Origin of the sequence: Photorhabdus stackebrandtii (genome assembly GCF_011189495.1) — a bacterium.
Taxonomy (GTDB): Bacteria; Pseudomonadota; Gammaproteobacteria; order Enterobacterales; family Enterobacteriaceae; genus Photorhabdus; species Photorhabdus khanii.
In genome coordinates, this window is sequence record NZ_PUJV01000009.1 from 90,377 (window position 1) to 116,615 (window position 26,239).

At 43.2% G+C, this 26,239-nt stretch carries 22 protein-coding genes, 1 other RNA gene and 1 pseudogene; 5 read left to right on the top strand and 19 right to left on the bottom strand.

The annotated features are described in order from the left end of the window. The 6 genes from C5470_RS10020 to C5470_RS10045 are packed head-to-tail and all read right to left on the bottom strand — an operon-like array spanning position 1 to position 6,900. Positions 1–873: a prephenate dehydrogenase dimerization domain-containing protein gene (locus tag C5470_RS10020; RefSeq protein ID WP_166288371.1), complete on the bottom strand. Its 873-nt coding sequence runs from the start codon at positions 871–873 to the stop codon at positions 1–3. After that, on the bottom strand, positions 870–2,939 hold the full coding sequence (gene pabB / locus C5470_RS10025; protein ID WP_166288374.1) for an aminodeoxychorismate synthase component I: 2,070 nt from the start codon (positions 2,937–2,939) through the stop codon (positions 870–872). The genes C5470_RS10020 and pabB overlap by 4 nt, the downstream gene beginning before the upstream one ends. Then, complete coding sequence (locus tag C5470_RS10030; RefSeq protein WP_242687895.1) at positions 2,920–3,261, bottom strand: chorismate mutase; 342 nt, start codon at positions 3,259–3,261, stop codon at positions 2,920–2,922. Before C5470_RS10030 ends, pabB begins: the two co-directional genes overlap by 20 nt. A 58-nt stretch (positions 3,262–3,319) precedes the next feature. Beyond that, positions 3,320–4,594 (bottom strand): aminotransferase class I/II-fold pyridoxal phosphate-dependent enzyme, encoded by a 1,275-nt coding sequence (locus C5470_RS10035; RefSeq protein ID WP_166288380.1) that lies wholly within the window; start codon positions 4,592–4,594, stop codon positions 3,320–3,322. A 24-nt stretch (positions 4,595–4,618) separates the two neighbouring features. Next, positions 4,619–5,470 carry a HemK/PrmC family methyltransferase gene (locus C5470_RS10040; protein WP_036842852.1) on the bottom strand — a complete coding sequence of 284 codons (852 nt, stop codon included), beginning with the start codon at positions 5,468–5,470 and terminating at the stop codon, positions 4,619–4,621. Continuing rightward, positions 5,467–6,900 carry an NAD(P)/FAD-dependent oxidoreductase gene (locus C5470_RS10045; RefSeq protein WP_152962432.1) on the bottom strand — a complete coding sequence of 478 codons (1,434 nt, stop codon included), beginning with the start codon at positions 6,898–6,900 and terminating at the stop codon, positions 5,467–5,469. Before C5470_RS10045 ends, C5470_RS10040 begins: the two co-directional genes overlap by 4 nt. Before the next feature lie 966 nt (positions 6,901–7,866). Between C5470_RS10045 and C5470_RS10050 the strand changes: the two genes are divergently transcribed. Then, positions 7,867–8,553: a hypothetical protein gene (locus C5470_RS10050; protein ID WP_166288383.1), complete on the top strand. Its 687-nt coding sequence runs from the start codon at positions 7,867–7,869 to the stop codon at positions 8,551–8,553. Continuing rightward, positions 8,531–8,938: a hypothetical protein gene (locus C5470_RS10055; RefSeq protein WP_207626943.1), complete on the top strand. Its 408-nt coding sequence runs from the start codon at positions 8,531–8,533 to the stop codon at positions 8,936–8,938. The genes C5470_RS10050 and C5470_RS10055 overlap by 23 nt, the downstream gene beginning before the upstream one ends. 1,931 nt (positions 8,939–10,869) lie before the next feature. Here the strand turns inward: C5470_RS10055 and C5470_RS10060 are convergent. The 9 genes and pseudogenes from C5470_RS10060 to C5470_RS10100 form a co-directional block, all read right to left on the bottom strand. After that, on the bottom strand, positions 10,870–11,772 hold the full coding sequence (locus tag C5470_RS10060) for an Rpn family recombination-promoting nuclease/putative transposase (protein ID WP_166288386.1): 903 nt from the start codon (positions 11,770–11,772) through the stop codon (positions 10,870–10,872). A gap of 280 nt (positions 11,773–12,052) precedes the next feature. Further along, on the bottom strand, positions 12,053–12,172 hold the full coding sequence (locus C5470_RS23620) for a DUF637 domain-containing protein (RefSeq protein ID WP_081738130.1): 120 nt from the start codon (positions 12,170–12,172) through the stop codon (positions 12,053–12,055). A gap of 107 nt (positions 12,173–12,279) precedes the next feature. Then, positions 12,280–15,156 carry an aminomethyl-transferring glycine dehydrogenase gene (gene gcvP / locus C5470_RS10070; protein ID WP_166288389.1) on the bottom strand — a complete coding sequence of 959 codons (2,877 nt, stop codon included), beginning with the start codon at positions 15,154–15,156 and terminating at the stop codon, positions 12,280–12,282. Between the two features lie 87 nt (positions 15,157–15,243). Next, complete coding sequence (gcvH, locus tag C5470_RS10075; RefSeq protein ID WP_166288392.1) at positions 15,244–15,636, bottom strand: glycine cleavage system protein GcvH; 393 nt, start codon at positions 15,634–15,636, stop codon at positions 15,244–15,246. A gap of 107 nt (positions 15,637–15,743) precedes the next feature. Continuing rightward, complete coding sequence (gcvT, locus tag C5470_RS10080; RefSeq protein ID WP_036842841.1) at positions 15,744–16,838, bottom strand: glycine cleavage system aminomethyltransferase GcvT; 1,095 nt, start codon at positions 16,836–16,838, stop codon at positions 15,744–15,746. Positions 16,839–17,196: 358 nt separating this feature from the next. Beyond that, positions 17,197–18,429: an FAD-dependent 2-octaprenylphenol hydroxylase gene (gene ubiI, locus C5470_RS10085; protein WP_166288395.1), complete on the bottom strand. Its 1,233-nt coding sequence runs from the start codon at positions 18,427–18,429 to the stop codon at positions 17,197–17,199. 38 nt (positions 18,430–18,467) lie between these two features. Then, a pseudogene (ubiH, locus tag C5470_RS10090) lies at positions 18,468–19,645 on the bottom strand (2-octaprenyl-6-methoxyphenyl hydroxylase). Positions 19,646–19,653: 8 nt separating this feature from the next. Next, positions 19,654–20,970 carry a Xaa-Pro aminopeptidase gene (gene pepP / locus C5470_RS10095; RefSeq protein ID WP_166288398.1) on the bottom strand — a complete coding sequence of 439 codons (1,317 nt, stop codon included), beginning with the start codon at positions 20,968–20,970 and terminating at the stop codon, positions 19,654–19,656. A 48-nt stretch (positions 20,971–21,018) separates the two neighbouring features. Continuing rightward, positions 21,019–21,594, bottom strand: coding sequence for a YecA/YgfB family protein (locus C5470_RS10100; RefSeq protein ID WP_166288401.1), 576 nt, complete (start codon positions 21,592–21,594; stop codon positions 21,019–21,021). 183 nt (positions 21,595–21,777) lie between these two features. Here C5470_RS10100 and zapA point away from each other — a divergent pair, with 183 nt between their 5' ends. From zapA to C5470_RS10115, 3 genes are all read left to right on the top strand, one after another. Next, positions 21,778–22,107, top strand: coding sequence for a cell division protein ZapA (gene zapA, locus C5470_RS10105; RefSeq protein WP_021324001.1), 330 nt, complete (start codon positions 21,778–21,780; stop codon positions 22,105–22,107). A 117-nt stretch (positions 22,108–22,224) separates the two neighbouring features. Next, positions 22,225–22,410: non-coding RNA, 6S RNA (gene ssrS, locus C5470_RS10110), on the top strand. 39 nt (positions 22,411–22,449) lie between these two features. After that, positions 22,450–23,046, top strand: coding sequence for a 5-formyltetrahydrofolate cyclo-ligase (locus C5470_RS10115; RefSeq protein ID WP_036842830.1), 597 nt, complete (start codon positions 22,450–22,452; stop codon positions 23,044–23,046). 48 nt (positions 23,047–23,094) lie between these two features. On the opposite strand, the gene serA is transcribed toward C5470_RS10115, so the two are convergent. From serA to C5470_RS10135, 4 genes are all read right to left on the bottom strand, one after another. Next, the gene (serA, locus tag C5470_RS10120; RefSeq protein ID WP_036842827.1) at positions 23,095–24,336 is read right to left on the bottom strand and encodes a phosphoglycerate dehydrogenase; all 1,242 of its coding nucleotides are present in this window, start codon (positions 24,334–24,336) and stop codon (positions 23,095–23,097) included. A gap of 277 nt (positions 24,337–24,613) precedes the next feature. After that, positions 24,614–25,273 (bottom strand): ribose-5-phosphate isomerase RpiA, encoded by a 660-nt coding sequence (rpiA, locus tag C5470_RS10125; RefSeq protein ID WP_036842825.1) that lies wholly within the window; start codon positions 25,271–25,273, stop codon positions 24,614–24,616. A 162-nt stretch (positions 25,274–25,435) separates the two neighbouring features. Further along, positions 25,436–25,597: a hypothetical protein gene (locus C5470_RS10130; protein WP_165577068.1), complete on the bottom strand. Its 162-nt coding sequence runs from the start codon at positions 25,595–25,597 to the stop codon at positions 25,436–25,438. Positions 25,598–25,707: 110 nt separating this feature from the next. Next, entirely contained in the window at positions 25,708–26,100 is a 393-nt protein-coding gene (locus tag C5470_RS10135) for a hypothetical protein (RefSeq protein WP_166288404.1), read from the bottom strand. Between the last annotated feature and the right edge of the window lie 139 nt (positions 26,101–26,239).

Genomic DNA, 26,239 nt, shown 5'->3' on the forward strand with positions numbered 1-26,239 from the left:
TCATTCAAGCGTTGAAAAAATATGCTGGCAATCAGCAGCACTAATATTGAGCTGTTCCCCCAGTTGTTGTGCAATGTGTCTGAGGTTATTGCCAAATTCAGTTTGATCGCCAGCCTGCACTATTGAATCTAACTGTTGTATGGCATGCAGCAACTCCCGCCGCGGTTCGGCAGCCATAGGGTTTTCATATTGAACGTCCCAGTACACTTCCATTGGATTGAGTAAAACCCTTGATAATAACGCCAACATGGTACGCATTGGCGGCGGTGCAACAGTCGCCAGAGTACCAATATCCAACGGGCTTTTCGCCAGAACCAGGCCAAAAATCAATATCGCGGCATGGGGTAAAGCCTGACAAAACGCCATTACCCGATCATGTTCCTCCGGCGTCATTCTACTGATGCGCATACCCGCCTGCGTCAATACCCGCTCAATCCAATGCTCGTTAACATGACAGTTATCAAGAGTGACTGCAACAGGCCTTTTTTGCTCCGACAAAGATGGCGAGAACATCGGGTTAACACCGATGAAAGGCTGCCCAGGGGCGGCAGCGCTTAAAGCGGAATGGAAAGGTGCCTGAACCGAACAGGTTGACACTATCTGTACATCATCACCAACCGCCGATAGCACCCAAGGCAGAGCCTGTATTGCAACCGCTTCCGGTAAGGCGAAGACGACCGCCTTTGCCTCAGTAAAAATCGCCTCAGAACCCGCTGCGGGATTTAAGATATCAAGCTGGCAGCAAAGAGAACGCTCTCCCTGCGTTCGTTGGTCAACACGGTATACAATGCAACCACTTTGAATAAACAGGCGCCCCAATAAAGAGCCAATCGCACCTTGCCCACCAAGAATGACAACTTTATGGTTACTCACACTTCCTCCGCGATATGACTAAAACTGAAATAGGGCACACTGGCCTTCACCAATGTTTCTTCAAATTCACCATAAGGATCGGAATGAGCGACAATGGCACCGCCAATGCCGAACTCGGCACATTCTTGATGTAACACCGCCGTTCGGATAACAATGCTCAACTCTGCTTCACCACTGAAAGATAACCATCCAAGCGCACCAGAGTAAACACCGCGTGCCGATGACTCCAAAGAGTCAATGATCTCCATTGTGCGTTTCTTCGGCGCGCCGGTCATTGATCCTCCCGGGAAACATGCCCGGATGGCTTCCATTGATGAAGTGCCTTCACGTAATTCACCGCGTATTGTCGAAACCAATTGATGCACAGAAGAGAAGCTCTCAACTTTAAACAATTCAGGCACATGAACACTGCCAGGACGACACACCTGATTAAGATCGTGGCGCACCAAGTCCACTATCATCAGGTTTTCAGCTCTATCTTTAGCTGACTGACTCAATTCCACCTGAAAATGCTGATCATCCGCTGCCGTTCTTCCTCGTGGCCGGGTTCCCTTAATCGGTCTGGATTCAATACCTCTGGCCTCATCAATGCGTAAAAACGTCTCCGGCGATGCACTGAGTACCGAAAAATCCCCACATGCCAGATAGGCGCCATAAGGCACAGGGCTGGCATGACGCATTCGTCGATAAGCATCCAATGGCAGCCCTGCATAAGCCATCTTTGCTCTATTCGTCAGACAGATTTCATAAGACTCGCCATCGGTGATGTATTGAAGCGATTTATGGATCCCATCCAGATACTTCTGAGCTCCATATTCCAGACGAATTTTGTTCTGATCGACAGCGCCAGGAATAAAATCAGGTATCACCCCACCGGTATTTTTTGCAATGGTCACTAAAGGTGCCGGCGGCCAATTTTGTGGCTGGCCTACCGGTGTGATCAGACACTCATAAAGCTTATTCTGCTGGTGATCGAAGACAAAAAAATGCGGAGTAAAGATTAAACTGGCATCAGGATGTTCTGAATGATATTTGCTGCTGCCAATAGTCAACGCCTTTAATTCATATCCCAAATAACCAACAAAGCCACCTTTGAAGGCAAATGGCATCCGTTTTGGTGTGGAAATCTTCACCAGTTCAAGCAGTTCAGACATCAATGAGAAAAAATCACCCTGAACAATCCTTTCACCATCAGGACCGGTCAAACGCAAACTCTCCGTCTGTACACAATATTCAAGCCTGACAGCACCCTGTTTGTTGCCACTTCCCATGATTGAAAAGCGGGCATTGGGCCTATCCGACTTTTCACTGTCCAGCCAGAAAGAGTGAGTATCATTGCCATAATGTTGAATGAACAGAGATTCAGGATCGATGATGCTCTGACATTCACGGTAATTCAGGTTGAGATGCGGCTTTCCGCCCACCGCCAGATAAGCTTCATTGGCAGAAATACACTGATTCTGAGCGGTAATATCCTGCCCGTTATTTTCTTCATACGTCTTTGCTATACGAACAAAATTACTCAGTAATTCACGCCCATATTCAGAATCAATCGACTCAGGATGAAACTGAACACCCCAAATCGGTCTTTGGGTGTGTTCAATTGCCATAATTAAGCCATCATCAGTCCAGGCAGTACATTTAAGATTGTCCGGCAGCCGGGTACAGACCAGCGAGTGGTACCTGACCACGTCAAATTGCTCAGGCAAACCGAGGAATAACCCTTCCCCGGTATTCCTGATGCGACTGCGATAACCATGCACCGGATTAGGTGCATGTTCGACAAAACCACCAAATGCCAGGCTAATTCCCTGATGGCCGAGGCAAATACCCAATAATGGGATTTCGGCGCGGGCAATGACCTCAGCACAGACACCAAAATCGCTGTTTTCAGCCGGATGCCCTGGCCCTGGAGAAAGCACGACAGCATCATAATTGTCTATCGCCAGCGCTTCATAAGTCAGAGAATTGGTGACGACAGATGGCACACTCCCGGTAACTTCATACAGATATTGAGCAATGTTTTGCGTAAAAGAATCATAATTATCAATGAGCAGTATTTTCATTATTCTTTGCTTTCTCGTGTAGCAACTGATCAATCAGCTCTTCTTCTCGACGGCAGGTTTCTTCAATAACCTGTTGAAATATTGATTCAGTGTATTCAGGCCGTAACCCAAGATCCGTTGACTTATCCCTCAACATAGCCAATAACGAGGTAATACGTTGTGGCTGCATCATCGGAATATCCTGTTCTGCTTTTATCTCAGCGATTTTCATACAGATCTTCATACGTTCAGAAAGAAGCGCCAATATCTGCATATTAATCACATCCAGAGATTCCCTATGAGGTTGCAATATGTCCTGCTTATCTATTATTGATTGAGTCATATATTTGGTCTTCATTACTGGTTTATTTCAATCATTTTCATCAATAAATCTATGTCACTTATACCTGTGGAGCTATGGCTTGTGGCTCAGACCAATTCAGCCCTTTTTCCCGTATTTTAAATAAGGTATTTACTAAGTGCCTGATCTCACTCTCCTTATGCTCACTGGAGAAGGCAAAACGCAACATGGCATTGCCATCCTGAACGAGTGGATAAAATACCGGGAACAATAAGATGCCGTTGTCGCGCAGCAGACGTGCAACTTCAAGCCCTTCAGCTTCATTTTCGAATAAAGCACCACGAACTGGAGATTGCACACCGGCATTCATCAGGCTGTTACCCGTCAGGGAATCAAACAGATTGACGTTCTTCCATAACTGTTCCTGGCGGATTTCTATTTCAAGGCTAAGATGAAGTTTTGCTGCAGCAACGTTAGCGGCCAACATCGGCACCATAATCGAATGACCAAAAACCAGAGGATTAGCCAAGGTACTAATCACTTCAATATCATCGGCACCCGCAACAACCACAAAACCGCCCGCACCACCAAATGCTTTGGAAAGCGAACCTGCCAGTATGAGGTTGGATGGTAAAATATGGTCAAGTGCAGCAAAGGCGTAACCTGCACCATGACGCCCTACAATGGAAATACCATGAGCATCATCGACATAGACATAACCTCCGGCAGCAGCCAATTTTCGGGTTAATTCGGCAACCGGAATCAAGCCATTCATTGAGCCAATACCATCAATCAGCAGGACAGGGGTACGCTGATTCTCTCCGCAGTTTTGCAAAGCTTGCTGTACCGACGGTTCATCCGCACTATCGACCCGCGATACTGGCCCGAACTGTTCGAGAATACCGCGTAATACCTGCATAGACGCATGAGCCGTTTTATCCATCAACCAATGTACTGGCCGGGTAAGTGGATAGTTAGGTAAAGAACCACTGCCCAATAACGGCAATACACCCAGGTGAACGTTACTGGTGGAAGTGAAAACAGCAACAGAGCCACCTTGATAAATTTCTTCCAGCAGTTCCTCTAGTTGCCTCAAATATTGCGGGCGCATCGCACCACGGGACGATGACAAATGAATCCCTGTCCGGGCCATTGCCTGATTTGCTGCCTCAATTAACGCAGGATGATGTTCTAATCCCAAATAAGAGCAGGAAACAAATTCCGTAAAAACTTTGCCTTCTTCTGTCGTAATTTGCTTACCTTGACGTTCTACCACCGTGAAACTGGTCAAACCTTCATCAATAGCTTGCGCTAAGGCGCCGGTGGTCCGTGACTTACGAATCGTCATCCAATCCTGCTTCTGTTTTACATCCATTATCTAGACTCCAACTGTCTGAATTCAAATGAGCTGACAACCTACAGTGATTACCGAACTGCCTGTTGTGTCAGAAATCTCTTCATCAATAATTGTTCGTATCAAGGAAAAACCGGCGTCTGAAAATAATGTTCTGACGCTCCCCTCCTGACTTTCACCATGTTCGATGACCAACCAGCCATTTGATTGCAGTAACTGTTTGGCTTGTTTGATAATCAACCGCGTTAAATCTAGCCCATCATCCCCGGAATACACCGACACATAAGGATGATGCTCCTCCCACTCTGGTAATATTGTCTGCTGCTCTGGAACGTAAGGTGGATTAGCGACAATTAACGCCACCGACCCGTTAAATTGCGAAAATGCCTGCCAATCCCGTAAATCGGCTTTTAATGCATCGACTTTAATCTCCCAGCTCGCTAACCGGTTGATATTGCGTGTCAGGTATTGAAAAGCGATGTCGTCATATTCAACACAAGTGACCTTTAAATCCGGGCGACGTTTAGCGATGGCTAAACCAATAGCACCACTCCCCGAACATAAATCCAGAACCCCTGATCCCTGAGGTACTTCATGTTCATTCTCCAGCCATTTATGGATAATCTGGCTATGAGGACGCGGAATAAATACCCCCGTACCGACCACCAAAGGCAGTTCATCAAAATCCGCAATGCCGACAATATGCCCAAGAGGGATCCGGTTACAGCGCTCATGAACCGCAAGCATAAATTCATCACGGGCGCGATCCTGACAGCGCCTTTCCAGATAACGGTCAATCAGGCAATCAAGATCGGTTTCCACATCCCAAACACCCGCTCCTGACAGTAATTCCCTGGCCTTATCAATAGCAGCCTGATCTTTTAGCGAAGAATTCATGACCATGCCTCATAGTAACTACGTAACCGTTCACGCATGGATTCATAAATATAAGAGAAAGCAACCAGTTCTGGCGGTGGTGTAAACTGAGGGTGAAGAGACTCAATCAAATCCTGATAATTGCGTGTCATGCCTTCATTCAGCAGTGGCAACCAATAAGGTTTGATATCCCAGCGATATTCGTAACCTGTAGCAAGCATCTGCTGGACAGTTTCTTTAGCCATCACTTCACGAGAGAAACCCACTAACGGAGGACGAACCGGGTTGAAGGAATCCAGGTTAATTTGCGTATTTTCTATTCCAGTCAACGCATTAGCAACATAATCTGCCAGTAACGGTGACTGATGTAAGCCATCACGGTAAGTCCCGGTAGCCAGCCAAAGGCCATTCACGCCACATTCACCAATCAACGGGAACCCATCAGCAGGGATTGGCCGGTTACCGACCTGGATTGAAAGGATCTCAGCATCATGTAAGTTAATATCCAACTGATCTAACGCACAATCCAGCAGGAACTGCACATCAGAAATCAGCGCCTGACTGCGTGGTTTTTCAGACAGAATATTTGTCGCACCCAGATACAGAACACCATCACCACGGGGTACACAATGCAGCCCACAAGCAAATGCCCGGTTAGGAGTTCGAATCACCGACGTCGGCAATTCTCTGCCTTTTGGCATCTTGACCAAAATAGATACCCCATAACCGGCAAATATCGGCGGGATCTGCCGAACAACAGAAGGGACATTAGATAACAGATCCAACGAGTGCGCACCGGCAGCAACCACCACCTTATCCGCCATTAAACGCTCACCACTGAGCAATTCGACGCCAATGGCTAAACCGTCTTCAATCAACACACTCTTGACATTCTCATCTTTGAGAACGCCACCTTCAGCAACCAATGCCGCATCCAGCTTTTCCAGCAATAAATGCGAATCTAGAGCATGTTCATCAGGAATATATAAAGCACGAAGCGGACGCACCAAATCGTTAGGCTTTAACCATTCAATTTCACGTGGATCAACGGTTTCATAAGGGGCCGCATATTCGTTCAGGGTTTGTTCAATAGCGTCATAATTGACACTATCAATCTCTTCCATCCCGGCAGTATTCAGTATCACATGAGTCCCTTGAGCGGTGAACAGCGATCGCCTATCACCAGAAGAGTCAGCTAACCGTTGCGCCCAGGCAGGCCAAAGCTCTTTGGAAATACAATCCATATTCAATTTCAGCTTACCGTGTTCACTCGCTAATAAGCCACTGGTAATTTCGCCAAAACAACCATTCATCGCACCTGCTGCTTTAGAAGCGGCATTGGTTCGATCAGTACTTCCAACCCTACAAACCGAAAGATTTCTGCTTGCTAATTCATAAGCAATTGAACCAGCAATTGCGCCTGAACCAACGACAATAAAGTCGTATTTCATTTATTTACTCCTGTATGGCCTATGGCCAATTTATTTTAAATATTTTGTCAACAATGACGGATAAATAATTATTACCCTCTTACAGTGAGGATATTTTTACTGCTTTACATCCATGGTAAAAAAATAACCATGTATTCATCAGTAATTAAAATGACGAATCACACTCATATTGATGCTAAATTTAAAAACAAACATGCGATAATAAATTATCACATTAGAAACAGTTTCAATTCATTATCAGAAAAATATAATCACCCATAAAAATTAATTTAACAAAAGTTACAATTTAAAAAAATCAAATAAAAACAATAAATTAAATTATTTCTTAAGTATACTATTTCTATTTAAAAGAAATAATAACAAATGATATTATTAGATTGGCAATAACATTTGCAAATCAGGAGAGAACAATAGTCATCAAATACAAAACTGTCAAATAAATTTAATTTTATATTATCAATAAAAAAATCATATAAATGTTTTCAGTATAAAATAAAAACAATTCATATTCGCATTGTTACGGGGAACAATATTCTAAATACCTTTTATTCTTCAATAAAAAAACAAAAATTCTCAAGAAAGGTGTTTTTTTAAATTTATATTTTACATCATTTTCACCAAAATATATAAGATAGAGACAAATGTTATTATACCGAAATTGACTATTATGGGGAGTGACCGGATAGTTGAGATAATCGCTAATTTTTCAGATTATCCTGTGACTCGTTTCTCTTTTATTTTTCCACATTGAAGATATCGTTCTCTAGTCTCAACAACGGATGTTTTTTGTACTATTGGCGGAGCGATTTTCATTGACAATTAACTTGGGTTTGCTGCGCCGTCAGTTGCAGTTAATTTGGGGATAAATGCAGGTCGATCCGATTTTAAACGCAAATCGTTACACCTGGTGGCAGGAGCAGTGACCGAATAGCTTCGATAACCGCCAACTAAATCACAGGAGTACTCATGAGCAAGAGAAGTGATATAGAAAGAGGGAGGTTGGTTTATACCGAAAAGTCGGGATGGGTAGATGCCGGTCATGCTAAAGGAGATGATGCCAGAAAGCTCATGGCTGCTATAAATTCAGGGGATGACACTAAGGAGTCTTATTTTACTATTAGATACACACAATATATGGGGTTAGGGTTGAAATACGGAATGTCTAAAATGACAAAATGGAGAGTGAGGAAAGGGTTGTCTTTACATGATAAGCAGAGAGTTGCACTGACTATTATGATGTATACAAGCCATTTATTTGAAGCTCATCAGGACTCCTTTCCTTTTAACTGGTACACGGATAGTGGATATAGTGGTGAAGATTTGGTTTCTAACTTACTTGGTTTTTATCAGGCTATAAATCAAATAGACTATTTACCTCGGCTTAACCCTGTCAGTAAAAGTGACGCATTAAAACGGTGGGATTACTATGGCCCTATAGGTAAATATAAAAATAAAATGTTCAAGCCTTTGTTATTCCCCGATCCTGAAAAATACCCTAATAACGCCAGGCCTTATTATTCGTCTTTACCAGAATTTCTGAACACTATATCCCCCATAACTGATATAGACAAAAGTCAAATATTAATACATATTAAAGATATGACTAGATATAACATAGGTGTAGAAAGAAATGTTGGCATTGAAATTGAATAATTTTATAAAGAGAACATTTATTATATTGGTTTGTTTGGGAGTAATTTCAATTATCCCTATTTTATTTGTGAATGTTAATTTTTCATATACGAAAAATGATTTCATTAAATATAACATGTTTACTTTTGATGAAATTAAAGTGATGCCATTTATTTCAAGTGATTATGTTATTTATTACGATTCACCAGATGGAACAAAACCAATGATTAACGAGGTTGTATTTTTTAATGTCAATCCAAATCGTAAAATAGAAATAATAAATTACATTGAAAATACAGGTTTTCTAAGAAAAGAGGATAATGATTGGCATAAGGGTAATATTTTGATAAAGATAAAACAAAATGACACAGAACGTACCATTATGGTTTCAGTAGAGAAAAATTAATAGATATTACTTGGCGATTTAGCATAATAAGTGCAACATAATTACTCTACGAGTAAATAAGTTCGTATTCAATTAAATCATTTATTTACGGATATTGTGATTCCTGTTTTTTATGAATGATTATTTAACTGTCTGATAAAAAATTCACTCCCCGATTGAAAACGTTATTAACGTTGGTTCCTTTTTAAAAATAGATTGTATGATTAACCGATTAACATTTTTATTTATCTTTTTTTACGGGGCATATAAACATTAATAAAGCAGATTATTTTTTTCATTTTCACTTATGGATTTATGATGGGCAGGTTTTAAACTGTTATTAAAAACCATTTTTTAACCTCTGGTTTTAACTGGTATGAAGTTTTAACCATTGTTTTTACCACATTTAATGTCTGTTTTTTGTTAAGTTTAATCAACGCTAATCATACTCACTTTTTATCTTTATTGACGCTGTTTTACCAACAATCCTGAGTAGTTTTCACTTGATGGTATAAAATACCCTTTTATGTTTTTTCGGACAATATTCTTTTTTTCGTTGATTTATTTTTAACTTTATTTTAATGGTTATGGCAGGTTAGGTAAATGTAAAATAAGCAGAGGATAACATCGCTGATAAATACATTAAATATGATAGGGAATAAGCCCTTTTGGGCTACTCTGTACCTTTTCAAAATCTGGCATTAATAGACGTCTGTTCTTTACCCGTAGCTAACTTGCCGATCGACATCCATTTAAATGATGTTTAAATAAATCGGTAAACTAATTTAATAACGCCTTATTATATCAACAATAGTGAAAAGTCTGGCGAATTAATTAGCCATGATTAAACAGGTATTTAAGCGTTAATAAATAACGAAAATAGCTTGAAAAAATAACGATATGAATTTATTTTAGCGTTAAACCACATTTAAGATATAAAAAGAGGCATGGCTTAAATAAAACGGTAGAAAAGCAATGCTATTAAACGGGATAAGATAGTGTAAAACCAAGTTTAAACGGATGTATTTAATGGCCCTGTAAGTTATCCAGTTCATGTTCAGTTAAATGATTTTTTTACGGATTGCATTATTTCCATTGTTCATTAATGATTATTTAACTGGTTGATGAAAAAATTCACTCCTCCGATTAAAAGCGTCATTAAAGCCGGATTCTTTTTTTAAATATACTGTCTGATTAATCTATTATATATTTTTATTTATCCTTTTTTACGGGAATATATATTAATAAAGCCAATTATTTTTCTCATTTTTCACTGATAGATTTATGATAGGCTGGTTTTAAACTGTTATTAAAAGCCATTTTTTAACCTCTGGTTTTAATCGGTATAATAAGGTTTTAGCCGTTGTTTTTACTGCTTTTAACACTTGATTTTTATTAATTTTAATCATTATGGTATATTGTGTTTTACATTTAATCAACGTTAATCATACTTGCTTTATCTTTACTGACACTGTTTTACTGGTAATCCTGAGCAGTTTTTATAAGTTACCCTACTGTATTTTATCTTCATAAATCAACCCGTAAATAGCTTGGTGGTATAAAGATACCATTTTATGTTTTTTCGGATAATATTCTTTTTCTCTCTGATTTATTTTAAGTTTTCTGTTAATGGTTAATAGATTTCGAGTAAATTTAATTAACCTCAGCTCTGCTTAAGAACAGAGATTTCAGAAGCACGTAGATTCAGACTCGGTCTTATCGCTTGGAATGTAAATGTGCCACTTCTATGCGTTTCGTGCATTGACTCACGCATTTTTATGCCGATAACGTATCAACAGTAAGTTTGTCGGACATTTATTCAAGCCCAGTCCGATAATTTTCATCACCGTTTCACGGTCGGTACTCATACTTCGGTGACTGTTCTGACAGTCACCGTAAGATCCTCTTTTAACATAAATCGTTGAATACTGATTAAGAACTCTCAATACGAGTTAGTGGCGTATTTGCTCAAGTTCGTTCTGAGTCAACCCGGTAGTTTTCATTATCGTTTCACGGTCGATACCCATGTCGATCATCGCCCACGCGACTTTCAGAATCCCCCGTTTTTCGCCTTCCTGCAATCCTTCCTGACGCCCTTTCTGCTCCAGTTTCTGTGCTATTGTCATCAGTACCTCCTCATACTTCGGGGACTGTTCTGCCAGTCGCCGGATAAAACCCTCTGGATCGGCGGTATCTCCCACCTGTAATAAGTAGTTTAGCACGCTTTTTAGCTGTTCATCTGTATAGTAATCATACGTCAGCAGTATGACTAACTCTTGCAGCAGCTCCGCCATATCACGCTGCCGGATATGCTTTTGCACCATTTCCAGTAGCGCAACCCGTTTATGCGTCAGAATTTTATCATCCGGGATTACCGTCACATCTACCAGCGGGAATGCACCGGAATAGATTTCCTTCGCCATGGTCGGAGCATCAAAGCAATCGAGCCAACTGGTACTCCAGGGATACGGCTGTATTTTCCCGTGATAGAACAACACCGGAATGACCAGCGGCAATTTTTCATGTCCCTGCTCCAGATGCCGTTGCATTGCGGAAATACCGTATCGCATCAGCCGGAATGCCATCATCTTGTCCGGGGAACTTTGGTGTTCGATCACGCAATATACGTATCCGTCACCCTGCGCTGTTTTTAGCGAATACAGGATATCAGAATAATGCTCGCGCAGATTATCCTCAATAAACGACCCTGATTCCAATCGCAGTGTATCCAGATCACAAACTGCCCGTAATGTCGCAGGCAAATGTATCTCCAAAAAGTCTCTGGCAGTATCAATATGACCTAAAAACTGTTTAAAAACAGCGTCATGTGGCGTTGGTGTATTTTTTCTCTTCATCGGTGAATGGTAGCATACTTTCTTTTATATTGAAGGAATATTAAGCAAAAAACCAAGCGGACTGAGATGTCTTGAATTTTCTTTGACAAAAACGTTGATCGTATCTCAGATACTTTAATTTCCTTCTTAAGCAAAGTTCAGGTTAATTAACGTATTTTAAAAAATCTGTACTTATAGTTATATATAAAAGCTTTAATATCTCTATTTTCGTGCTTTTAAATGGTTATGGCAGGTTAGGTAAATGTAGAATAAGTGGAGTGTGGAATCTCTGATAAATAGATTAAATCTGGCTACCTATATTGTTTAATAACGCGGTTTGCAGATTATCCGTAAAACTGCCGCCATTAATGGCAGGGCCTATTGTTGAACTCACGACGGAATTGTGGATAAAGGAGTACATCGGAGTTAGTTCACACCCGGTGTTGAAGCCTGTATCAGGAAAATTGCAATCAATAGAGATAATAGCAACACCAGTAATTATACCGGTGTTGCCACATTATTTAGTGATTATTGATAATCACTGACAGGTACGCAGGAACAATGCAGATTACGATCACCGTAAACATCATCCAGTCGTTTAACGACAGGCCAATATTTATTGGCTTTGGTTTCTGCGGTTGGAAAAACGGCAATTTCACGGCTGTAATTATGGTTCCAGTCAGAAGCCAGTTCAGTTTGTACGTGAGGCGCATTGACCAATGGGTTATCTTCCAATGACCATTCACCTTGCGCAACTTTGTTAATTTCAGCACGGATTGACAGCATGGCATCGACAAAGCGATCAATTTCCACTTTGCTTTCTGATTCTGTTGGTTCCACCATCAGTGTGCCGGCAACCGGGAATGACATCGTGGGCGCATGGAAACCATAGTCAACCAAACGCTTGGCAATATCCATTTCACTGATACCAAACGCTTCTTTCAGTGGCCGAATATCCAGAATACATTCATGCGCTACATGACCATTATGACCGGTATACAACACGTCATAATCATTTTTCAGGCGGGCAGCAATGTAGTTGGCATTCAAAATCGCCACCTGACTTGCCTGTTTCAGCCCTTGCGAACCCATCATACGGATATACATCCAGCTAATAGGCAGAATGGAGGCGCTGCCAAACGGCGCAGCAGAGACCGCTCTCTGTTCAGTAAGACCATCCATTTGAACCACTGAGTGCCCCGGCAAGAACGGCGCTAAATGCGCTTTTACGCCAATCGGCCCCATACCTGGACCGCCACCACCATGTGGGATGCAAAATGTTTTGTGCAGGTTGAGGTGCGAAACATCAGCGCCAATAAAACCGGGCGCGGTGATTCCAACCTGTGCGTTCATATTCGCACCATCAAGGTAAACTTGACCACCATATTGATGAATGATGTCACACACCTGACGGATAGTTTCTTCATATACGCCGTGTGTTGATGGGTAGGTCACCATGATGCAGGAAAGCTCATCACCGGATTTTTCTGCTTTTTCGCGCAGGTCTGCCAGATCAATGTTGCCTTCTTTATCACAACTCACCACCACAACGGTCATACCCGCCATATGAGCCGAAGCCGGATTAGTGCCATGAGCAGAACTGGGGATCAAGCAGATATGACGATCCTCTTCCCCACGGCTTTCGTGGTAACGGCGAATAGCAAGCAGGCCCGCATATTCGCCCTGTGCACCCGAGTTTGGCTGCATACACACGGCATCATAACCTGTCAATTGAACCAGCCAGTGAGATAACTGGCTTATCATCTGCTGATAACCCTGCGCCTGCTCTGGCGGACAGAATGGATGCAGCTGATTAAATTCAGGCCAGGAGATCGGTAACATTTCTGCCGCAGCATTGAGTTTCATGGTGCAAGAACCCAATGGGATCATGGCCTGATTCAGTGCTAAATCTTTGCGTTCAAGGCGATGCATATAACGCATCATATCTGTTTCGCTGTGATAGCGGTTGAAATTCGGATGCTGGAGGATGTCATCATTGCGCAACATTGATGCAGGAATAGATTGGCTTTTCGCTATCACATTCTCATCCAGTGCCTCAACATCCAGCTTGCTATCTGTACCTGTCAGTACAGAGAACAATTTGACCAAATCATCCCGGCTGGTGGTTTCACTCAATGTGATACCCACTGCGCCGTGAATATCGCTACGCAAGTTGATTTCCGCTTTGTCTGCCCGTGCCAGTACCGCGGCTTTATCGGCAACTTCAACCGTCAGGGTGTCAAACCAGGTTTTGTAGCGTAGAGTAAATCCGGCTTGCTGTAACCCGGCAGCCAGAATGTCAGTCAGACGATGAATGCGGCCAGCAATGCGTTTCAGTCCTTTCGAACCGTGATATACCGCATACATCCCCGCGATGTTTGCCAACAATACCTGCGAGGTACAGATGTTGGAGTTCGCTTTCTCACGGCGGATATGCTGCTCACGGGTCTGCATTGCCATGCGCAGTGCGGTATTACCCGCCGCATCACGGGAAACGCCGATAATACGTCCCGGCATAGAACGTTTGAATTCATCACGGCAGGCAAAAAATGCGGCATGAGGGCCGCCATAACCCATCGGTACACCAAAGCGTTGAGCAGAACCAAACACCACATCCGCCCCTTGTTTGCCCGGTGCAGTCAGCAACACCAGCGCCATCAAGTCAGCGGCAACGCAGATAATGATTTTGCGTTGTTTCAGTTGTGCGATCAGGTCGGTGTAATCATGAATTTCACCTTTTGTCCCCACCTGTTGCAACAACACACCAAATACACCTTCCAGTTCCAGCACTTTTTCTGCTTTATCTACAATCACATCAAAACCAAAGGTTTCAGCACGGGTACGGACAACATCCAATGTTTGAGGGTGTATATCATCAGCAACAAAGAAACGATCAGCGTTTTTCAGTTTGCTGGCACGTTTTGCCATTGCCATGGCTTCCGCCGCCGCGGTGGCTTCATCCAGCAAAGATGCAGAGGCAAGATCCAAACCTGTCAGGTCGATCGTCACTTGCTGGAAATTCAGCAGTGATTCAAGACGCCCTTGAGAAACTTCCGGTTGATAAGGAGTATAAGCGGTGTACCAGCCAGGGTTTTCCAATAAGTTGCGCAAAATAACCGGTGGCAGGACAGAAGGTACATAACCCATACCAATATAGGATTGGTAACGCTTATTCTGGCTGGCAATGGCTTTCAGTTCAGCCAGTGCTTGCTGTTCAGTTGCACCACCGCCCACATCGGGTGGCGCTGGTAACGCGATATCGCGGGGAACAATTTTCTGTGTTAACTCATTGAGGGAACTTGCCCCGACTGTCGCCAGCATCTCTTTCTGCTGTTCGGTGGAAGAGCCTATATGACGGCGGATAAACTCGCCCTGGTTCTCGAGTTGACTTAATGTTTGGGTCATTTGTTACTGATTCCTGAAGCTGGCCAGAAATGGCATACAAATAAAAACGCCCTGCTCATGATGTGAAACAGGGCGACAGTGGGCTTATTATTCTTCTTCGTCCAGAAGTGCCTGATATCCTGCGGCATCCAGCAAATTCGCAAATTCACTCTCATCAGAGGCTTTAATGCGGAACAGCCAACCTTCGTTATAAGGCTCGCTGTTAACCAATTCAGGAGCATCATTCAAGGCTTCATTAACAGCAATCACTTCACCACTCAATGGCGCGTAAATATCAGAAGCGGCTTTTACCGATTCAACAACGGCACATTCATCACCAAAATTGATTTCATCACCGACTTCTGGCAAATCAACAAAAACCATATCACCTAATAGCTCCTGCGCATGCTCGGTAATACCTACAGTGTATTCACCATTGCCTTCTGCACGAACCCACTCATGTGATTCAGCATATTTTAACTCTGTGGGTACATTACTCATCACTATTGTCTCCTTCAATCTTAGAACTTATCTCATTAGGCTATTTTGTTTTCCTGCCCAATTACGATTACTGAGATAGGGTACTATTTATTCATTAAGTTATTAGACTATACGAGAGGTTTACCCGCCCGTACAAAATTGGGTTTGACTACCTGAACCGGCATCTCACGATTGCGGATTTGTACAATTGCCTGTTCACCAATCCCTTGTGGTACACGGGCAAGGGCAATACTGAATCCTAATGTTGGGGAGAATGTACCGCTGGTAATAACACCAGTGTGTAAAGTGCCCGCTTCATCGGTAAAACTGACCGTCAAACCACCACGTAATACACCTTTTTCTCTCATCACCAAGCCAACCAACTGTTCAGTGCCATCTTCACGCTGTTTTTCCAGCGCTTCACGGCCTATAAACTGGCGATCTTCTGGTTTCCAGGCGATTGTCCAGCCCATATTGGCTGCCAGTGGAGAAAGGGTTTCATCCATTTCCTGTCCATAGAGGTTCATACCCGCTTCAAGTCGCAAAGTATCACGGGCACCTAACCCTGCGGGCTTAACGCCGACACTAAGCAGTTTTTGCCAGAAATCGGCTGACTGCTCTTTTGGCATCGCCACTTCATAGCCCGCTTCGCCGGTATAACCCGTTGTTGCGATAAACAGATCACCAGCCTGAACACCAAAGAATGGTTTCATTCCGGCAATAGCCTGTTTTTGTTGATCATTCAGCAGAGACTGTACTTTTGCCTGAGCTTCAGGCCCCTGAACAGCAATCAACGCCAGATCATCACGTACCTGAATATCAACCGGGTAATTGGCAGCATGTTCATTGATCCAGGCCAGATCTTTCTCTCGGGTCGCAGAATTGACCACCATCCGATAAAAATCATTGCTAAAGTAGTAAACAATCAGGTCATCAATGACACCACCAGAAGCATTAAGCATCCCAGTGTATAAGGCTTTGCCTTTTTCTGTCAGTTTAGCAATGTCATTTGCCAGCAAATAACGCAGGAAATCACGGCAGCCAGTACCATGCAGATCCACAATCGTCATGTGGGAAACATCAAACATGCCAGCATCAGTGCGGACAGTGTGATGCTCATCCATTTGTGAACCGTAATGCAAAGGCATCATCCAGCCATGAAAATCTACCATGCGCGCACCGCAGGCCAGATGCTGGTCATACAATGGAGTGTGTTTTGCCATTATTTCCCTCTTTTCATTTCCTACATGAAAACATACCGCGTATTAACCGACAGCTACTGTGAATCATGAACAAAAAGCGGCTAAAAAACGCGACGCAAACGATGTCTTAACATAAAAGTTATCACTGAAAACAAAAATGAACCATAAGTAAAAATAGGGTCCAATTCAGTAACAACAAAAAAACATGCTATGAGTATGCAGAATTTTTAACTATTAAAATGAGCCATAATACTCAAAATGAACAATTAACTTTAGAAAACACACATTTTCCATTAAGAGCTCACTGAAATATGAATAAAATCACCTATCCATATTTCAGCGACACATGAGAAAAAATAATTGATAAGAAGAAGCTAAATTAGATTTTTTCAGCTGAAGAGGGCGGAGAAGAGAGCCAGCCCGGTAAGTCATTCAACCCCATTGCCTGACGAAGCAATGGCGGTTTAATTCCGGGTAAATTGTCTGCCAGCGATAACCCAACATCCCGCAAAAATTTTTTCACTGGATTGTTGCCGTCGAACAACTGACGAAACCCTTGCATTCCAGCCAGCATGACAGCGGCACTATGTTTACGACGGCGTTCATAACGACGTAAATAAAAGTGTTGACCAATATCTTTCCCCTGACAATGCAGACGACGCAATTCACCTATAAGTTCAGCCACATCCATAAAGCCCAGATTCACGCCCTGCCCTGCCAATGGATGAATGGTATGAGCAGCGTCTCCCACTAAGGCCAGACGATGAGCGGCAAAGTTACGGGCATAACGACCAGTCAATGGAATTGTCTGGCGCTCGCTGATCAGTTCACACTGACCAAGACGCATATCAAAATCCACCGCCAGTTGCTGGTCGAACAGCGTGTTATCAAGCTGTTTGTACTGATCTGCAGCGTCACCCGGCAGTGACCAGACGATAGAACATAAATGTGGATCAGCAAGAGGCAGAAACGCCAGAATGCCATTACCATAAAAGACCTGACGGGCAACACTGCCATGAGGCTCTTCGGTCCGAATCGTCGCCACCAACGCATGATGTTCATAATCCCAGAATGTCAAGGGGATATCAGCATGTTGACGCAACCATGAATGAGCGCCATCAGCACCAACCACTAAACGGGCTGTTAACATGCGACCATCGGATAATGTCATGAAAGCTTCATTTTCTCCCCAGGCAATCTGTTGCAAAGCCGCAGGCGTCAACATGGTCACATCCGACAGGCTTTCCGCTTTTTTCCATAACATCTCACGGATAATCTGGTTTTCAATGATATGACCAAGATATTCCAGGCCATATTCAGCTGCGTTGAACCGAATGCGACCAAAGCTATCCCGGTCCCAGACTTCTATTCCCTTATAAGGGCTGGCACGCATATCCAAAATCTGTTGCCACACGCCAAGATGCTGTAACAGGCGCTCACTGGCAGCATTAATTGCAGAAACCCGCAAAGCATACTCTTCTCCGGCAGAAACCGATTGAGCAGGCGGATAGCTTTCTACCACAGCCACCCGCAAACCACTGCCCTGTAAGCCACAGGCAAGCGCCAAACCTACCATACCGCCACCAGCGATAACCACATCAAATGATTGCATAATATAACGTCCTCTTATTTTGTCTGCTTTATCTGCGGTTATCTTTGGGCGACCCAGCCCAGAGTCTGCGGGCCAGTATATCCCGCACAGGAGAGAATTTTTCCATCGCCATCAAGCCAAGATTGCGCCCAACTCTTAATGGAAAATAACGATTGGCAAATATCCGTATCAATCCATCAGTAATACCAATGGTATTTTCCCGATCTAAAATCCGTTGCTGCTGATAATTAGCCAAAACCGGGTAAGCACCAATATCCTGACCAGCCGCAAAAGCCTCAGAAACAATCTGAGCTAGTGTCATCACATCGCGCATACCAAGATTAAAACCCTGACCGGCAATCGGATGTAATGTTTGTGCAGCATTACCCACCAGCGCCAATCGGTGGCTGACTTGTTGATTTGCAGTGGATAGTGTGAGTGGATAACTGTGGCGCCAGCCGGTTTCCAACATTTTGCCCAATCGCCAGCCAAATGCCCGCTGTAACTGCCTCAGAAACTGCTCATTATTCCAGCCAGCTATTTCCTTTCGCCGATCCAAATGATGGCACCATACCAGTGAACTCCGCCCCCCAGACATTGGTAGCAGAGCCAGTGGGCCATATTCTGTGAAACGTTCAAATGCCCTGCCCTGTGGATGCTCTGACGTCAGCACATTAGTAATCACGGCAATCTGTTCATAAGGGTGCTGTTGCCACTGAATATTGCAGGCTTGACCAATCGCGGAATGACTGCCATCTGCAGCGACCAGCAATTCACCTTGCAGTTGATCGCCACTGTCCAGGGTAACAGTCACTGATGACATCGTTCTTTCAACGGTCAGAACCTTGGATGGACAATACAGTGTCACACCGGGAGCATTTTTCAGTAAGCCGAACAAGCATTTACCTGCATCATACAGTTCGACAACATTGCCTAAAGCCGGAATGTGATATTCTTTTGCATAAAGGTTCACAAACCCTGCATGACCACGGTCACTAACATGAACGTGAGTTATTGGTATCACATAATCTTCCAGAGCAGACCAAACCCCTATCTGTTGTAAACGCTGACACGTACCGTAAGCCAGCGCTATCGCTCTGGCATCAAAGCCGGGGTGCTTCTGCTCCGGCTCTGCTGCTTCAATCAGGGAAACATGAATCCGCCCCTTGCTCAGGGAAGATATCGCCAGCGCAAGTGTCGCGCCGGTCATGCCCCCTCCAACGATAATCACGTTCATACCTTAACTTAACCCTGTTTTGCTTTCGCCATCAGAGCTTCAATCTCATCAGCTTCTTTAATCACACTGGCTGTCAGGTTTTCGTTACCGGTTTCAGTGATCAAAATGTCATCTTCAATACGGATACCGATACCACGATATTCCAGCGCCACATCAGCATCCGGTGCAATATAAAGCCCGGGTTCAACCGTTAATACCATTCCCGGTTCCAGAATGCGATCACGCTCTACGCCATAGTGCCCAACATCATGCACATCCAGCCCCAACCAATGACTGAGGCCATGCATAAAGAACTGGCGATAGGCTTTGGTTTCGATTAAATGTTCAACCTCACCGTGCATAATGCCCAGTTTCACCAACTCTTCCACCATAATCCGCACAACATATTCTGTTACTTTGTTGATGCTGGTGCCCGGTTTATACAATTCCAATGAAACCTTCAATGTTTTCAGTACGATATCGTAGATTTCACGCTGGGCACGGCTGAACTTGCCATTCACCGGGAAAGTACGGGTGATATCTCCGGCATAACCCAGATATTCACAACCTGCATCAATCAGCACCAGATCACCCTCTTTCATCCGGCTTTCATTCTCGGTGTAGTGCAGAATACAGCCATTTTCACCACTCCCTACAATCGTATTGTAAGAAGGATAACGTGCACCCTGATGCGTAAATTCGTGATGAATTTCAGCTTCCAGTTGATATTCAAACATGCCGGGGCGGCAAGTCTTCATCGCACGCGTATGTGCCTGTGCGCTGATTTCACCTGCCCGGCGCATCATTTCAATTTCTGCCTTGGATTTGAACAACCGCATTTCGTGTACCCAAGGACGCCAGTCAGTTATCGTTAAAGGTGCGGAAAGATTACGGCGACCGCCTTTTCTCAGTGTATCCAGCGCCTGGAAGACTATTTCATCCGCATAGGAAAATTCACCCTGTGCGTGATAAACCACATCCAGACCATTTAACAGCTGATAAAGCTCTTCCTGGATATCATCAAAAGGCAAAGCCCGGTTAATGCCCAGTTTTTCTGGTGCCGCTTCTTGTCCAAGACGGCGGCCAAACCAAATTTCCGCCGTTAAGTCACGGGTTCGATTAAAAAGAACACTATGATTATGCGTATCATCACTCTTAATTAATATCAGTACAGCTTCCGGTTCATTGAACCCAGTCAAATAAAGGAAATCACTGTGCTGGCGATAGGGATATTCACTATCCGAATTTCGTGGCGCAGGCGGAGCAGAAAAAATAATCGCTGCGCTGGCCGGAGCCATTTTTGCCAGTAAAGCCTGACGGCGGGATAAATATTCTTGTTTGAGCATACCCTCTCCTGCGACTGAGTTAATTATTTTGAGTTCAATAAACAGCAATTAATGCAATGTTGGTTTATCATTTTTTGCAATTGAAACCGCTTTAGGCTGAGTAAAAGCGATATAGCAAAGCTGCGCGGCAACCCGCACATATTCAAGAACTTCTTCCAGTGCCTGAGCCAGCTCTTCTTGATCCTCACCTTCTTCATAGCCAAGCAGACCGATATTACGCAAATCACCCACAATCTCACTGACCTCTTTTTTATCTGTGAATTTTGGTTGCGCGACACCCAATCCCAATAAGAAATGGTTTACCCATCCAGACAGGGCATCTGCCCGTTCAAACACATTATCTTCCTCATCGGGCAACAATAAATGGAATGCAAAATGACTGTCATCCAATGATTCAAATGTAATTTCACGTAATTCACGCAATTGTTGAGCTAATGGATGGGAAAAAGCCAGTCCATCATTGGCTAAATCATGAACTAAAGCTTGCCAACTACTATCACGGTTACCACCGCACAGTAAGCCACTAATCAACCCATGCATCTCAGCCGCTGTCAGCGCCACTGACTGCTGATGCAATATTTTGTCAAAAGATTGATAATCTGGTAATGAATTCTGTATAGACATGTGTATTGGTCATCGTTGACGGTGTAAGTTCATGCTATGCTACCACCAAGGGGAGTCGCTATACCAGACAACAGCCATAGCTAATCGTGAGTTGTCTGTCGGTATCGCACTGTAATGATTGGCGTCTTGCTTTATCCTATCAGGAATGAGAGCCAGGACGCAGTAATAAGTCAGGAAGGGGTCATGTCTGCACAACCAGTAGATATCCAGATTTTTGGGCGGTCATTACGTGTCAATTGTCCATCAGAGCAAAAAGAAGCATTGCTGGCTGCCGCGGTGGAACTTGAACAACGTTTAGAAGATTTAAAAGAACGCACCAGAGTAACCAATACTGAACAACTGGTTTTTATTGTGGCACTGAATGTCTGTCATGAGCTGGCACAAGAAAAAGTGAAAACCCGTGACTATGCTTACAATATGGAACAAAAAATAAAGATGCTTCAACAGACTATAGAACAAGCATTAGTGGAGCAAGGTCGCATCACTGAGCGTACTATTGCATCAAATGAATGAATTCTATTGATAAATCATGCATTAGTGAGTGAATCATTCGATAATTAGTTGCTTTCTGTGTTTAGTTTTATACAATAGGTTACATAAAGTTGCTTAGTAAGCGTAAGCACTGAATAAATTTCTCTGAGATGTTCGTGAACGGGGAAAGTCCCCTGAGCCGATATTTCATACATGATAGAATGTAGTGCTCCGCAGCCGGTGTGCATGCTCGGTCCGTCCGAGAAGCCTTAAGGATGCGACGCTGCGTTCACCTTGAACCTAGGGTTCAAGGGTTACTACCTGTAACGGCATCTTGGAGAACCCTCAATTTTAATCATTGCTCGCATTAACAGGTCAGGTTCCATGCCATCAGCTCCCCTGTTATCACTCAGGCAAAACATCAGAAAGAAAATACGCCAGCAACGCCGTGAGCTAACCCCTGAGCAACAAGCCCTTTTTGCAAACCAAGCCGCAGAAAAAGTTGTCAACCACCCCAGAATTCACCAAGCCAATAAAATTGCACTATTTCTTTCATTTGATGGTGAACTTGATACCCGACCACTAATCAACCAACTCTGGCAACAAAACAAACAGATCTATTTACCTGTATTGCACCCTTTCAGTCGCCACCATCTGCTGTTTTTAAACTATCAACCAAATACGTTGCTTGTTAGAAATCGTTTCAATATAGAAGAGCCACCACTGGATGTTCAGCAGCTCTTACCCTTATCTGAGCTGGATATCATGATGATCCCGCTGGTTGCTTTCGACCGCACAGGACAGCGACTTGGAATGGGAGGTGGCTTTTACGATCGTACATTGAGCCAATGGCAACAAAAAAATTTCTATCCGATTGGCCTGGCTCATAACTGCCAATTAGTCGATACATTACCTTCAGCCGAGTGGGATATCCCATTACCAGAAATCATCACTCCCGAAAAAATCTGGCAATGGCAGTAAAAAATGGGCACCTTACATAATGCGCCCATTTACGGCGTAGCAAAATAATCAGTACAGCAGGCGAGAACGGATAGTACCCGGCAAAGCTTTCAGTTCCTGAAATACCATTTCAGCCTGAGCTGGGTTCTCAGTCACAATATCAATCACCACATATCCCATATCCCCGCTGGTACGCAGGTACTGAGCAGCGATATTAATATCCTGTGCAGCAAACACTTGGTTAATACTATTCAATATACCTGGACGATTTTCGTGAATATGTAAAAACCGATTGGTATCATCAGCATGAGCAGGAAGAGAAACTTCCGGGAAGTTGACTGCTGATAAGGTAGAACCATTATCAGAATACTTCGCTAACTTTCCTGCCACTTCATAACCAATGTTTTCCTGCGCTTCCTGTGTAGAACCACCGATATGCGGAGTCAGCAATACGTTATCAAATTTAAGCAAAGGCGACTCAAACGGATCATTATTGGTCGCGGGTTCAACCGGGAATACATCCACAGCCGCACCGGACAAGTGTTCACTTTCCAGTGCTTCACACAATGCCGGAATATCCACCACCGTTCCGCGTGAAGCATTAATTAGGATAGAACCCGGTTTCATCAATGCCAGTTCCTGCGTCCCCATCATATTCTTCGTTGATGGCGTTTCTGGTACGTGTAAACTGACCACATCACTCATATTCAGTAATTCTGATAAATGACGAATCTGATGAGCATTACCTAATGGCAGTTTGTTCTCAATATCGTAGAAGTAAACATCCATACCAATATTTTCAGCCAAAATACCCAGCTGAGTACCAATATGACCATAACCGATAATACCCAGTTTTTTACCGCGCACTTCATAACAGCCCTTAGCCTGTTTATCCCATACGCCACGATGCGCTTTAGCATTCGCTAAAGGAATACGGCGCAGTAGTAACAACAACTCACCAAGTACCATCTCAGCAACAGAGCGAGTATTAGAAAATGGCGCATTAAAGACGGGGATACCCCGTTTGGCAGCGGCTTTCAGATCAACCTGATTGGTACCGATACAGAAACACCCCACAGCAACCAATTTTTCTGCTGCCTGGAAAATATCTTCTGTCAATTGTGTGTGAGAACGGATGCCAACAAAATGGGCATCACGAATTGCCTCTTTTAACGCCTGAGAATCTAACGCCCCTTTATGATATTCAATATTGCTATAGCCTGCTCCCCGCAGGTTTTCCACCGTGCTCTGATGTACACCTTCTAATAGCAAAAATTTAATCTTGTCTTTTTCCAGAGATACCTTAACCATTTACCCTGCCTATTGTTACGTCAATTTTCATTACATTTAAGATTCATTCTCTCAACATAACAAAAAAAACAGACACAGCAATACAAACGATTGCTATTCCTACCAAATAAGTCTTAATAAAATAATTATTGTGCGGAATAAAATGATATGAAGAAGAATAAAGTCAGAATTTAGATTATCTAATAATCAGATAAGTGAGATATATCACTAAATTTTCACTTATTATTAAAAGTAAAAAATTTTTAAGGGCGAAAGGTTCCGCCCTCTGTGAGCAATATTATTTAGTGATGGTTTTCACACCATCTAATGTTCCCATCAATACAACATCCGCACCACGGTTAGCAAACAGACCGACAGTGACGACACCGGCAATACGATTAATTTTATTCTCTAACTCAACAGGATCGAGAATTGCTAAATTATGCACATCCAGGATCACATTACCGTTATCAGTCACAACATTCTGGCGATATTCTGGTAAACCGCCCAATTTAATCAATTCACGGGCAACATATGAACGAGCCATTGGGATCACTTCAACCGGTAAAGGGAATTTACCCAATACATCAACGTTCTTAGAAGAATCAACAATACAAATGAATTTCTTCGCTATTGCAGAAATAATTTTTTCGCGAGTCAATGCGGCACCACCGCCTTTAATCATCTGCATATTGCCATTGATTTCATCGGCGCCATCAACATAAAGATCAAGGGAATCCACTTCATTACAGTCGAATACAGGAATTCCCAGGCTTTTTAGTTTTTCGGTAGAAGCCTCAGAGCTGGATACAGCCCCTTCAATCTGGTCTTTAATCGAGCCAAGAGCATCAATAAAATGCGAAGCCGTTGAACCCGTCCCCACACCGACAATCGTTCCGGGAGTGACAAATTCGAGCGCTGCCCAACCTACTGCTTTTTTCAGTTCATCCTGAGTCATATCAATTCACTGCCTATATCAGTTACAAGGAAAGCCTGTCAGCTAGTATAAGCATTGACAACAACAAAGAAACTGCAATTAAACGGCATGCGGTAAATCATGAGAATTAATATTGAGTGATTAAAGAACCCGCCATAAGGCGGGCTACAAAAAGACTGATATTTATGCAGCCGCTTTGCTGCGATGACGACCTTGCTTCTCCTGGCTCGGTGCCTGCGCTTTCTCTTCCAAAGCTGGACCTACTTTCATTAGGAAATCTAAGGATTCTCCAGCCTTTTTGTAGGTTTGAACAGTATCGAACATCGGTTCTTTTTGTGCTTTCATAGCAACACCGCTAAGGCAACTTTATGACTAAATTGATTCATCATGCAGGACAAATATGAAAAAACAGTTGCTCTGCCTGAACATTATAGTACGCATCCAGATACTAACTATCAAAGAGCTAAACTCTCGGACCTGCTCTTCACCTTTTCGATTAACGTTTTGATGTCACATGACATCACATATCCACAACGCTCCAGCTCAAAACCAAACGAACAATAGTAAGCTATTTTATCCTCAACTGGTTCATGGATCCTTACAATTTCACCATCAACCATATTCATGAAAATCAATGTCGTATACAGAGTATACAAAAGCATTTTTCTTCTCAATGGGTGATTTTCAGAATCCTTAACAAAGTTTTCTAGCACATAAATGTTAAAGCTCTTATCGTTCAGATCGTATGTAGATAAAGCGGCTCCAGCTGGAACAAACTCAACTTGGAGAGGTTCCCTTGATGTGACAAACTTTATACACAAGCTGAAGCAGTTATCACGATTGCTCACTTCTGTAATATAATATTCCCAGTTAATAAGGCCACTAATCAACAACATCTATTCAAGCTGGAGATGAGCCCAGTACCAGTATCGGCTATCATTGATAAGACAGGATTTATGGCACACCAGATAATTTGCCTCATCCACC